Raw genomic sequence first — 11,755 nt, forward strand, 5'->3', positions numbered from 1 at the left:
CAGCTCGAACACGGCCGCACCACCTGAACGAAGATCACGAAACGTCACGAATGGTTACCGAGAAGGATTCACTGGACCAGACCGCCGTCCGGGCTTTTCGCATTCGTGGCATGGTGCCGGGTAAAACCGAGAGCACGTCCGATGACGAAAAACCCGCGCGGGATCACCTTCCGCACCCTGCCTTCCGTCACCGGCACGCCGGCAGCACGCACGGCGGTGAAACGGCCGATGTCGTACTCGGCAGCGACGGCCACGGTTCCCGGAAACTCGTCGCCCGCCTTCCACTCGCCGGCGTCAAGGCGTCAGCGCAGGTCGTACGGCTCCTGCGGACTCAGGCGCCCACGGTCCCGTCGACACCTTCTCGCAGGAAGTCCGCGTGCCCGTTGTGGCGGCCGTACTCCAGGAGCACGTGCACCATCACCATCCGCAGCGACACCTCCTCGCCCCATCGTGGCTGATACCCGGCCTGGTTCAGGGACTCCGCCTCCCGCTCGACACGGCGTGAGTTCTCCACCTCGGCCTCCCAGGCCGCGAACGCCTCGTCCCTGGTCGACGCGCTCGCGTCGTACGCCGCCTGGAAGTCGATCTCGTCGGACCAGACCATGGGTGCGTCGTGGTCCTCGAACACCCGACGGAACCAAGCACGCTCCACCTCCGCCATGTGCCGCACCAGACCGAGCAGCGAAAGCGTGGACGGCGGCATCGACTGCTGCCGCAGCTCCTCGTCGGTGAGCCCTTCGCACTTCATGGCGAGGGTCGCGCGGTGGTAGTCGAGGAAAGCCCGCAGCATGTCGCGTTCGCTGCCGAACCCGGGCGGTCCTGTGCGGTTGTCGCCGGTCACCGGTCGTCCTCCTCATCCGTGCCTGCGTTGAGCGGCCAGTATCCACTCCCGTCGGCCGTCCCCCCACGAGGGCCGTCAACCGGACCTGACTGTTCCCACGGAGGTCGCCGAACACGGGAACCGGAAAGGCTCATTGGCCCCCGCAGCCGCACCTGCCCCTTGGAATCGATCATCTGGTTGGACTCGGCCGTGCACACCCTCCCGTGTGTTTTCCCGGTGCTGTTCATACCCGCCCGAGGGAAGCGCCGTACAACCACCGCGCCCCCGCCCGCGCAGCGCCGTACCGGTTCCGGCGGTGGCCGGACGGTGCCGCACGAGTGGGCCGTGGACGACGGGGCAGCCGACGCGCCACGGTGCCGCGAAGGCTTCCCACCCACCGCCGAACCGCTCGACCGACCCGGCCGCGGGCGTGCTCCGGGACATCGGGAACCTTCTGCCGCCTTCCCGCGTTCCTCACACAGCGTCGCGGGAATCCGGCGTACCGCCCGCCTCCCCCATCCGTACGCCTACTCTCCGTACGGGGCGCGGCACTCACACCCGACCGCACCCGACCGCCAGTCTGACGGCATGAACCACGCAACACCCCAAGTCGGCGCCCCTGCCGGCACCTTCACCCAGCTGCTGTCGTCCACGCGGCGCGGCGCCCGTCTCGCCCGGCTCCTCGCGGTGACCGAACTGCACGCGCGGGGTGCTTCGCAGGATTTCACGGAGCGTGCCGAACTCGTCGTCGCGGAACTGGCCGCCAACGCCGTCCTGCACGGCCGCGTGCCCGGCCGCTGCTTCCGGCTCACGCTCGCTCTCGACCCGTCCGCCGGCCACCTCCGCATCGAGGTCAGCGACGCCCGCGGTGACCTGGGCCCGCGCTCCCTCCCGGCAGGCACCGAGCCCGACCCGCTCAGCACCACCGGACGCGGCCTGACCCTCGTCACCGCCCTCGCCGACCACTGAGACTGCGTCCCCTACCCGCCCAGCGGCAAGACCGTCCGGGCGCTGCTCACCACACCGGCCGAAACGTGACACGCCGTGGCCGCCCCGACCGCACGCTTCGGCGTCAACCCCAGAGGACTCCACCAAACGGGTGATCACACATCAAACACCAACGAATGTTCTCACTTCGCCCATAGTTTCACGTCATGCCCAACGTCAGTCACGACACCCTGCACGGCTTCCTGCCGGGACGTCCGAAAGCGCTGAACCGTGCGCTGGACCTCCTGGACCTCGGAATCCCGCCCGGTGTCACCACCGAGACTCTCCCGACGGACGCCTCCGGCGCTCCGAAGATGTTCACCCGGAGCATGGACTCCGTGCTGAGGGTGGTCCGTCCCGACGGGCACGAGCCGTTCATCCTCCTGGTCGAGGCGCAGACCGGCGTCGAGACGAAGAAGGAGACCTCGTGGCCGTACTACGTCGCGTACTTGCGTGACCGGTACAAACTCGAGGTCGTCCTGCTGGTCCTGTGCGTGGACACGGCAACAGCGGCATGGGCGGCCAGACCTCTGCGCACCGGCCTGGAACGCCCCACCCAGGTGACAGTGCCTCACGTACTGGGGCCTTCCAACGTTCCGCGTGTCAGCCGGATCCAGGACGCCTCGGCCGACCTGGACTTCGCCGCCTTCTGTCTGTGGATCCACAGCAACGACCCGGACATCGAGGGCATACTGACGGTAATGGGCGAGGCGTTGGCCCAGGACACGGACCGTGAAGCGCGGGACGACCTGGCGGGACTGATCGAGGACGGCTTGGGCAGCGAACACGCCCGGAAAATCTGGAGGAACCTGATGGAAACCCTCTTCACCCCCAGGCGAGGCACCATCGTGGGCGACGCCCGCCTCGCAGGACAGGAAGAAGGACTCAAGGAAGGACGCGAGGAAGGACGCATGGCCGGAATGGCCGAGCGACTGCTGCGCCTGATGGAGCGCCGCGGCTTCCCGATGACGGAAGAGACCCGACGGCGCGTCATCACCTGCACGGACATGCCGCTCCTGGATCTCTGGTTCGACCGCGCCATCGACGCCACCACCCTCGACGAGATCTTCGCCGCACCCTCCGCCACGAACCGCGTCCCCGCCCCCGCCCAGAGCCCGGAGCACACCGCAGTCCCCAGCCAAGAGCCGAGGAACCCCGGGTCCTCGGCCGACTGACACCGAAAGCGCACATCCGGCCGCACCCCACTCCGGGGTGCGGCCCGCCCGGCTCACGGCCCGGTCCCCAACGCCTCGCACATGCCCGTTCCGCAAGCGCACCGACTCCCCTCCGTCGCCGTACGGTCACCCTGCGTACGGGGCGCGGCACTCGCCCCCGCCCGCACCCGAGCGCCAGTCTGACGGCATGAACCACGCAACATCCCCAGTGGGCGCCCCCGCCGGCACCTTCACCCAGCTGCTGTCGTCCACGCGGCGCGGCGCCCGTCTCGCCCGGCTCCTCGCCGTGACCGAACTGCGCTCCCGAGGCGCCTCGCAGGACCTCACGGAGCGTGCCGAACTCGTCGTCGCGGAACTCGCCGCCAACGCCGTCCTGCACGGCCGCGTGCCCGGCCGCTGCTTCCGGCTGACCCTCGCCCTCGACCCCGCCGCGGACCGTCTGCGCGTCGAGGTCACGGACGCCCGCGGGGACCTGTGGCCGTGGCCGGCCCCGGCGGAGGACGGGCCCGGCGCGCTCCCCCTCGGCGGACGCGGCCTGGCACTCGTCACCGCCCTCGCCGACCACTGGGACTGCGTCCCCCACCCGCCCGGCGGCAAGACCGTCCGGGCGGTGCTGACTACACCGGCCGACGGGTGAGGGCGTCGCCCGAGGAGAGCGGAAGCCCGCGCGCCTACACCTCCGCGGGCAACGCGGGGAACACGACCACCGAGCCGTCCCTCTCGCGGGCGATCTCGATCGCCACATCCGTCGGGCGGCCGTTGACCGCGACGCCGTCGCCCAGCCCACGGATCTGGTACGCCGTGCGCATCAGCCGGTCGACCTCACCGGTCGTCAAGACGGGACGCACACTCTTCGGGCGGGCCAGCTCCAACGCCGACAGGCGCAGCAGGACACCGGCAAGGCCCTTCTCCAGCTCGTCGAGGCGCTGCTCCTCGCTCCTCAGCGCGCGGGTGAAGTTCTCGAACAGGTTGTCGGGCTCGCTCTGGGCCTGCTCGACCGCCTGGAGGACGTTGACACGCCGCTTCAACGCGATGGCCAGGGCCGCCAGTTCGAGGTGGGTGCGGAACGTGCCACCCTGGTCGTCCACGCCGGGGAACGACTCGGTCAGCGTGCCGATCTCGACGGGCTCGCCGTCGGGAAGCCGGTCGAGCGCGCTCGTCCACCGGGCCAGACGGATGTCGGCCTTGCTCAGTGCCGTGTCGATGGCGTGCACCGCCGAGTCGAGTCCCAGCGAGACACCGAGCCTGCCCTGGTCGAGCAGGATGGCCGTGGCCTTGTCGATGGCGGGACGGCAGCCGTTGAGCGCGCTGTGCTCGTCGTCGAGCTTGTCCGCCTGAAGCTGCTCCAGCAGTTCCGTGATGTGCGCGATGGCCTCCTGCCGCTTGGCGTCGGCATGCGCGCTCACCCCGACCGCCACGGCCATGAGCACGAGCGGTGCGGCCACGGTGAGCAGCGTGCCCCCGGCGGCTGCGACACCGGCGGTCGCACCGGCCCCGCCGACCGTGCCCGCCGCTGCCGTTCCTTCGACCCGCACGAACGTCGGGTTGGCGACGATCTTGCCCGTCGTCGAATTCACGATGGGGCCGCGGATACCACCGGCCACCGCCTTCGACGGCATCGAGCGGAGGGTGCCCTGCCCCAACTGCTTGGCGACCTTCGCCGGAACCACCATGCGGTACAGCCCCTCGCCGACAGCCGTCGTCTTGGCCGCCGCGGCGGAACCGCGCGCCGACTGCGTGACCAGCTGCGACAGGTGCTGTGCCAGCGGACTCGCGGCATCGAGCGAGATGCCCCGGCCGCGGTCGAGCTTGTCCGGCAGCGGATGCACCTCGAGCGTGGCGATCGGCCGGTCGGCCAACGCGGCCAGCACACCGCGTAGTTCGGCCAGACGCTCAGCCGTCATCGGCCCGCCCCCGGCCACCGCCGGCACCTGGACGTCACCTGTCGCCAGCGTCCATACTGGAACGGTTGCCTTCTTGCGGTAGTCGATCATCGTCCCCCCAACTCCTCCCCACGTCAGCCCGCGGCTGACGTCCCAGCAGAACCGTATAGCCGAATCACAGCACCCGGGCGTCACTCGATCCACATCGGACCGTCCCGGAACCAGGCCGGCTTCCTCGCACGCCTGCGACTTCCGTTGCGTCGTCACCGCGTCTGCGCCCCGTGCGACCCCTTCAGCCGACGGGTGACGCACACCGCTTCGCCCCACCCCGTCACGAACGCCGGAACCCCGACCCGCTCACCGCCGGTATCGCCAGAGCTGCCGCAACCGCAGGACCTCCATGGCCCGGTGGGTTTCGAGCTCCGTATCGGGGACGGGTTCCCGGCCGAGGCCGAGGCGCACCTGACGATAGAGCCGGTGCGGGGCGGCGACGGAATTGTCGACCAGTGTGGACAGGAGCGGCTCGTCGGCCGGTGTGTCCCGGTCCACCGCGACGAGCAACGCGACCTGGTCGTCGGGGTGCAGGGACGGAAGCTGCCCACCCGCCCTGAGACGGAGGTCGCCCCAGTTCAAGGGGGTGCTGTCGTCGCGGACCGCTCCCTTGGCGCGCAGCTCCCCGAGCGCGGGCGTGACGAGGCCGCTCTCGGTCATCCGGCAGTGCTCCAGGGGAGCCCGGTCCGTCCTCTTTCCGTCGGTCACGGTGCCGATGAACACACGACGGTCGTTGCCCTCGGTCTCGCACCGCACGAGCAGCGCGTACCCTCGGCGCGCCACCATGCCGTCCGTGAGCGCGTCGTCCCGGCCGAAGACCCACTCGATACGGCCCTCCTTCGCGCCCAGGCTGTCCGCCGCCTTGCGCCAGCTCCGGTAGTCCTCCGGGTGGAGCTCGAACCGGAGGTGCGTTTTCGGGCGGCACAGCCAGAAGTCCACGGCATCACCGTGGCAGTGTCCGAAGCTGCGCAACTCGCCCTGGGCCGCATGCCCCTGCGCGGCCAGCCAGCGAGTGACATGGGCCTTGATGAAATTGCTCACCGAGCGGCGCGGCACTCCCGTACCCGACAAGCCCCGGGAGGACGCTCGCAGCCATCTGCTCGGGCGCATCACCGACCTGCTGCACACCCTGGACGTCCGGGGCGGGTGGGACGTCCCAGCCTCCTGGTAGACGGCCTGGGAAGCCGAGCGCGACGTCAGTGCGAGGAACACCCCCATCGGGTCAGGAGTTCATGGACAGCGTGATGCCGAGGTCGAGGCGCATGTCACGGCGCAGGTCGTGCAAGAGGCCGCGGGCAGCGTCGAGATGAGCCCGGACCTGCCGGGGGTCGTCCCGCTCGCGAGGGGTTCCTGCGTGCAGTCGCTTGAGGATCCCGTAAGCCTGGTTCAGTTCGCGATTCACGGCCGAGGCGACGGTCAGTACGCTGTCGGGCACCACCATCTGGGCCTCCACATAACAGGCCCGGTAGGCGATGCGCACCTCCTCCAGGTCTGCAAGCTCCTCCGTCGGCTCCCGTCCGTCTCCGCCTCCGTCCGAGGGCAGCCGGTGAAGCTCGTTGGCGAGTGCCCCGAAGTAACGACGAGCGGCCTGGTTCAGGGCGATGTAGTTCACCCGGCGCAGCTCGAATATCCGTTCTTCCTCGCGGACCTTGCCCTCGGCCCGCCACAGGTGTTCGGCGTCACGGCGCTCCGCCTCCCGCGACCGCTCCGCGCTGCGCTGGGTCAGCCATGTCGCACAGAGCGTCCCGCACACACCGACGACAGCCGCGATCATCACCTCCATCGAAGTGCTCTCCTCCCGGTCGCCGGCCTCGAACGCGGTCGGTATGCCTCTGTCGGCCACCCTGCCCCCTGAAGGGAAAGGAAAGCCCAAATCGGCCCGACACGGAGGCCGTTACGGAAAGATGCCTCGGGTTTCGGTGTGCATTTGTGGTCCACGTCGGTAATCTGTGGACATGAACCGCGACTCGGCGAAGAGCGACGGGGTCCCCGGCCGCGACGTGTTGGAATCCGGCTTGGCGCTGTTGCGGAGTCACTTACCCCGTGCCAGTTCCGTGGAGATCGTGAAACCGCTCGCGGGCGGTTACACCGATGCCCGGGTAATGCTGTGCGACATCGCCCAGGCCCCGGTCGGCGACGGCGACGGGGTGTTGAACGGCCAGTACATCTTCAAGGCCGGTTTCTCCACCAGGCGTCCGCAGGCCGACGCCCACAACGCGTTCGTGCAGGGCTTGGAGGGGTACGGTCGTACTCGCGTTCCGCAACTGGTCCAGTCGCTCCAGGAATCCGGCACCAGCGTCGATGTGTACGACATCGCCGGGTTCAGCCTCGACCATCTGCGCTCGGCCGAGCACGTGGACGCCGAAGACCGGGAGGAGACCTGCGCCCGGGCCTCCAGGGAACTGCTGAACGCCCAGCTCGCCGTCGCGGGCCCCCCGGACTACCAGGGCACCGTCGGCTCGGTCCTGCGCGAGTGGCTCGGCAGCACCTTTCCCGACAACCAGCGCGGCTCCCGCGTTCGCGAGGTGCTCGGCCCCGTGCAGGGGACCAGACACGTCTTCCGCCACGAGGGCGAGTTGCTGCCGAACCCTCTTGTCCTGCTCGATCCCCACGTCGGCCTCTCCGGACGGGATCTGGCGTGCTTCCGTGGGCCGGCCCACGGCGACCTGCATCTGCGCAACGTCCTGGTCCGGGGCTCCCGCCTGACCAAGGATCTCGCGTACTGGCTCATTGACGTCAACTGGGACACCCCCACCCCGCTTCTGTACGACCACGCCTACTTGGAGCTGTCCGCGCTGCTGTTCGGGCTGGGCCACTCCACCAGCGGCCGGGTGCTCCCCCTGCTCGCCCGACTCGACGAGCAGCCCCTGGCGGTGCCCGTGGAGCTGGATCTCAACGACTCCGGCCTCATCGCTCTGCTGCGCCGTATCCGCACCGAGACACGGAGCGTTCTGGCCACCCGCGAACAGAAGCGGGAGGACGTCTGGCAGCAGCAGATGCTCATGGCCCGTGTCGCCGCCGGCCTCAACTGGGCCGCCAAACCCCTCGACGACATGTCCCTGCGCCACGCCGCCCTGGCCAGCGCGGGCTGGGCGGCGCGGCTGCTGTTGCGGGATCGCCACGCCAAGGTGTGGGTCGAGATAGCCAAAGAGGACCCCATCGGCACCGTGGGCCTCGCAACCAGCTCCAGCGCCACCCCGGTCACTGCGGAGAAGGCCCTCCACCTGTGGAAGCCCTTCCGGCAGGCCCATTCGGGCCTGGACCTGTTCCTGGTCTCCGACAGCGTGGCCGCCAAGCCCGAATTGGCCGCACTTGCGCACTGCGGCTGGGCAACGGTGATCGACCTCGATCCGGACAGCGACGACAACGGCCTGTCCTCGCTCGTCGTGTCCGATCTCACCGAACGGCGCCACGTCAGCGTCTTCGGCGAGAACCTCGATCCGGTCCCCTCCGACAACGCGACCAACTGGCTGATGGCGAACGGCTGGACGAGTCATGACGAGCCGAGCGCCAACTCCGACGATCTGTGGCGCCGCCGCGGCCACCTCAAGCGCGTCAGAGAGCTGGTGGACGCGACCCACGAAGGCACTCCGAACCAGTCCGCCGCCGTCCTGGTCCTGCGCTCCGGACACCGGGACCAGCAGATCGACCGTGTGCTCGACTACATCGACGAACGGTACGACGGCATCGCTAGGAAACTCGAACTGGCGCAGTCTCCCGCCATCAACGGGATCGACCTCGACGCCTTCCTCACCGTCGTCGCCGAGTCCCTGCCACTGGACAAGAGTGGTACCTCCCCGTCACTGCCCGGTCTCGACGGGAAGCGTTGGGCGCTGAGATGGTCCGATCTCCAGCGCCTTTCGGTCGATCTGGAGGTACTGCACTCCGAAATCCTCTCCGCCGGCGTGCCCGCCCAGCAGACGGCGGACGAGTTCTGGCGCGGCCGGCCGCCCACCTGGCAGGAGCTGGAAGTCCCGGTCGATGTCAAGCGTGATGCCTACAACGCCCTGGAGAACGAAATCACCCAGCGGCTGAACGACCACCAGCTCGCCACCGTGCGTCTCGACCACTCCCCCGGCGCCGGTGGCACAACACTGGCCCGCCGCGTGGCCTGGAACCTGCACCACACCTATCCGACCGTGCTCCTGCGCACCTACTCGGACACCACAGCCGACCGCATCGACGAGATCTATCAGGAGACCGGCTACCCCGCACTCGTGATCGCGGAGTCGGCGATCCTCCCGGACTACGACCGCGACGAACTGGTCCACACCCTGGCTCAGCGCAACACCCGGGCCGTTCTCCTATGGGTGAACCGCACGAACATGCGGCGTAAAGGCGGGCACCAACTGCTCGATCCGCTGCAGGGTGCGGAGCGCAGCCGCTTCCTCAAGAAGTTCCGGGAGCGCGCGGACACCGACCGGGCGCGCCGGCTCCTGGACAGTCTGTCCGAGGGAGCCACCGACGAGGTGGCCACGCAGAAGCTGTCGCCGTTCTACTTCGGACTGTGCGTCTACGAGGAGCAGTTCGAGGGCATCGCCCCGTACGTACGCAATCACTTCTCCAAGCTGACCCGGGAACAGAAGGAACTCGCCCGCCACCTTGCCCTGCTCACCCGTTACGGCCAGGAACTCGGCCTGTCGATCGTCATGGTCGATTCGTGGATGCGACGCGAACGGCCGGTCTACTCGCCATTGACCAACGCCGAACTCGGCGAACTCCTCGGCCCGGACCTACGTCATCTGGTCGTGACGGAGCGTGGCGCGCTGCGACTCCTGCATCCCCTGATCGCGGAGTACGTCCTTAAGGAGGAACTCGACGGCGAGCAGTACAGCCTCGGCAAGATCTCCGTGGACTTCATCAGGCGGACGACCTCCCTGCTCGGTCCCGACAACAGGACCACCGCACACCTGCTGAACGAACTGTTCATCAGGCGCACCAACATGGCCAGGGACGGGCAGAAGCCGGACAACTTCTCGGAACTCATCGAGAGCATGTCGACGGAGGCCGGCGCCGAGGTGTTCGAGGTACTGACCACCGAATGTCCGGACAACGCGCACTTCTGGAACCATCGGGGCCGTTTCGCCATTTACAAGGTGCGGGCGGACTTCGGCGCGGCCGAAGACTTCGTCCGCACCGCCGTGGAGAAGTCCAACGGGCGGGACGCGACCCATCTGCACACCCTGGGCATGGTCCGCCGGTTCTGGATCGAGAACGCGCTCGAACAAATAATCAGGGACGGTGAGCGTCACACACCGGAAGATCTGCTCGCATCCGTGGAACCATTGTTCGACCGTGCGATGGAGGCCTTCACGGACGCCGCCAAGTACAAGAACACCGACTACACGTGGTCCACCCCCATCCAGCTCATCGCGACCGTCGTGGAACGCCTCTGGAAGGCCTCGGGTGAGGCGAGCCTCGCGGAGTTCATGGAGAGCGACGCTCCCTCGGCCGTATGGGTGACCGAACAGATAGGTCGGGCCGAGGAGCTCCTCGACAACCTCCGCAACATCAACGCCGAGGGTAACTACTACAAGCGGCTCGACAACCAACTGACCCTGCTGTACGGGGACGTCGAGCGGCTGGTCGAGCAGTGGCAGGAACTGCGCCGGCGCGGCACGGCGAATCCCGAAATGGACCTGGCCATTGCCCGCACCTTGTACGCGAAGGCCGGACGGGACTGGTCGCAGCTGACCGAGGACCAGGTGCGGACCATCGCCCAGATGGCGGAGGAACCCGTCAACAGCGGCCGTGCCACCAACGCCGACCTGCGGTTGTGGTTCCAGTCCTATCGCAAGCTCCCTGAGTACTCCGAGACGCACGCCCTCGAACGGCTCGCCTGGTTCGCCTCGGAGCGCAACAGCCTGGATGCGAATTACTACCTCTACATCCTGCACTTCCTCATCTGGTACCGCGGCGACGCGCAGGACGAGGAGCGCATCCGCTACTACCTCGAGGAATCCACGCGGCTGAGCCGTGCGCACCGCAGGCAGTGGAGCTTCGAGTGGCTCGGAGGCGATTCACGGCCCCATCCGCTGGTGCACTTCAGCGAGATGGGCCAGCAACGCCACGGGTCGACCGGCTTCTGGAGCCACCCCCAGGAGCTGGTGCGGGTACAGGGCATCATCCAGGAGATCAAGAGCCCTCAGTCCGGAAGGCTCAGGATCAGGCGCGGCCGCCTTCCGGCCTTCTTCACCCCCCGCAACCGTTTCCGGAAGACCCGTGACATCGAGGCGCCCGTCGAGTTCTACCTGGGCTTCAGCTACGAGGGCCTGCGCGCCTGGGAGCCCACTTATCCCGGGGAGACACCCGAGGCGCTGACCAACGCGGAACCTCCCAGGAAGTCGCCGCTCTTGGGTGCGTCGAGTCCAGCCCTGTCCGTCCCCGCGCCCACGCCCACGCCCACAAACATGAAGGCAACGCCCGAGCCGCAACCGGAGGAACCGCTGACACCCGCGAGCGCTCCGCCCGGCCCGAGGCCGTATCGGGTCGATCCGGCGATACTGCGCTCGCTCGCCGCCCGTCGGCGTGGCCGCGGCGAGCCCGCGGACTTCCGAGGAGCCGTCCTCGACCTGGTGCAACAGGCCCGAGGAGAGGAACGCACATTGACCTCACTGGAACTGGGCAAGGCGCTACAGACCCTGTTCGGGATGGACACCTACAAGCGGTTCCTCAGGGACATGGGCAGAGGAAAGCTGAAACTCGCCGTGCAGACTCTCGGCTTCAGAACCACGCCGACCCCGCAGGGCTTCGACATCGACCTGCCCTAGGGCCTGTTCGGGGTCGTGATCTCGGTTCCGATGCCCGCATCCGGCGAGGGCGGCCGAGCTGGTAGAACA

9 protein-coding genes and 1 pseudogene are annotated in these 11,755 nt (G+C 68.5%); 5 read left to right on the forward strand and 5 right to left on the reverse strand.

Annotation, left to right across the window (positions count from 1 at the left end):
- Nucleotides 1–68: 68 nt before the first annotated feature.
- Both JL475_RS36130 and JL475_RS36135 read right to left on the reverse strand, forming a co-directional pair.
- On the reverse strand, nucleotides 69–254 hold the full coding sequence (locus JL475_RS36130) for a hypothetical protein (protein ID WP_202282432.1): 186 nt from the start codon (nucleotides 252–254) through the stop codon (nucleotides 69–71).
- A 77-nt stretch (nucleotides 255–331) separates the two neighbouring features.
- Nucleotides 332–841: a DinB family protein gene (locus tag JL475_RS36135; RefSeq protein WP_202282433.1), complete on the reverse strand. Its 510-nt coding sequence runs from the start codon at nucleotides 839–841 to the stop codon at nucleotides 332–334.
- Between the two features lie 567 nt (nucleotides 842–1,408).
- Between JL475_RS36135 and JL475_RS36140 the strand changes: the two are divergent.
- The 3 genes and pseudogenes from JL475_RS36140 to JL475_RS36150 form a co-directional block, all read left to right on the forward strand.
- Nucleotides 1,409–1,786 (forward strand): annotated as a pseudogene (locus JL475_RS36140) (ATP-binding protein); the annotation flags it as partial.
- Between the two features lie 188 nt (nucleotides 1,787–1,974).
- Nucleotides 1,975–2,982: a hypothetical protein gene (locus JL475_RS36145; protein ID WP_202282435.1), complete on the forward strand. Its 1,008-nt coding sequence runs from the start codon at nucleotides 1,975–1,977 to the stop codon at nucleotides 2,980–2,982.
- Between the two features lie 187 nt (nucleotides 2,983–3,169).
- Nucleotides 3,170–3,619, forward strand: a complete 450-nt coding sequence (locus tag JL475_RS36150) for an ATP-binding protein (protein WP_202282436.1) — start codon at nucleotides 3,170–3,172, stop codon at nucleotides 3,617–3,619.
- A 34-nt stretch (nucleotides 3,620–3,653) separates the two neighbouring features.
- Here the strand turns inward: JL475_RS36150 and JL475_RS36155 are convergent, their stop codons facing one another.
- Both JL475_RS36155 and JL475_RS36160 read right to left on the reverse strand, forming a co-directional pair.
- The gene (locus JL475_RS36155; RefSeq protein ID WP_202282437.1) at nucleotides 3,654–4,976 is read right to left on the reverse strand and encodes a hypothetical protein; all 1,323 of its coding nucleotides are present in this window, start codon (nucleotides 4,974–4,976) and stop codon (nucleotides 3,654–3,656) included.
- 246 nt (nucleotides 4,977–5,222) lie between these two features.
- Nucleotides 5,223–5,957 carry a hypothetical protein gene (locus JL475_RS36160; protein WP_202282438.1) on the reverse strand — a complete coding sequence of 245 codons (735 nt, stop codon included), beginning with the start codon at nucleotides 5,955–5,957 and terminating at the stop codon, nucleotides 5,223–5,225.
- On the opposite strand from JL475_RS36160, the gene JL475_RS36165 reads away from it, so the two are divergent.
- On the forward strand, nucleotides 5,944–6,087 hold the full coding sequence (locus JL475_RS36165; protein ID WP_202282439.1) for a hypothetical protein: 144 nt from the start codon (nucleotides 5,944–5,946) through the stop codon (nucleotides 6,085–6,087). The two genes, JL475_RS36160 and JL475_RS36165, sit on opposite strands and share 14 nt — an antisense overlap.
- 51 nt (nucleotides 6,088–6,138) lie before the next feature.
- Here the strand turns inward: JL475_RS36165 and JL475_RS36170 are convergent, their stop codons facing one another.
- On the reverse strand, nucleotides 6,139–6,759 hold the full coding sequence (locus tag JL475_RS36170; RefSeq protein WP_202282440.1) for a hypothetical protein: 621 nt from the start codon (nucleotides 6,757–6,759) through the stop codon (nucleotides 6,139–6,141).
- 112 nt (nucleotides 6,760–6,871) lie between these two features.
- Between JL475_RS36170 and JL475_RS36175 the strand changes: the two genes are divergently transcribed.
- Nucleotides 6,872–11,686 carry a hypothetical protein gene (locus JL475_RS36175; protein WP_202282441.1) on the forward strand — a complete coding sequence of 1,605 codons (4,815 nt, stop codon included), beginning with the start codon at nucleotides 6,872–6,874 and terminating at the stop codon, nucleotides 11,684–11,686.
- The last annotated feature ends 69 nt before the right edge of the window (nucleotides 11,687–11,755 follow it).

The sequence above is a fragment of the Streptomyces sp. M2CJ-2 genome, assembly GCF_016757295.1.
In the GTDB taxonomy this organism is placed as follows: domain Bacteria; phylum Actinomycetota; class Actinomycetes; order Streptomycetales; family Streptomycetaceae; genus Streptomyces.

Excerpts from the sequence above, each read along its gene's own strand:
- JL475_RS36165 (WP_202282439.1), top strand. The coding sequence starts at position 5,944 with ATGAAATTGCTCACCGAGCGGCGCGGCACTCCCGTACCCGACAAGCCC.
- JL475_RS36145 (WP_202282435.1), top strand. The coding sequence starts at position 1,975 with ATGCCCAACGTCAGTCACGACACCCTGCACGGCTTCCTGCCGGGACGT.
- JL475_RS36150 (WP_202282436.1), top strand. The coding sequence starts at position 3,170 with ATGAACCACGCAACATCCCCAGTGGGCGCCCCCGCCGGCACCTTCACC.
- JL475_RS36155 (WP_202282437.1), bottom strand. The coding sequence starts at position 4,976 with ATGATCGACTACCGCAAGAAGGCAACCGTTCCAGTATGGACGCTGGCG.
- JL475_RS36175 (WP_202282441.1), top strand. The coding sequence starts at position 6,872 with ATGAACCGCGACTCGGCGAAGAGCGACGGGGTCCCCGGCCGCGACGTG.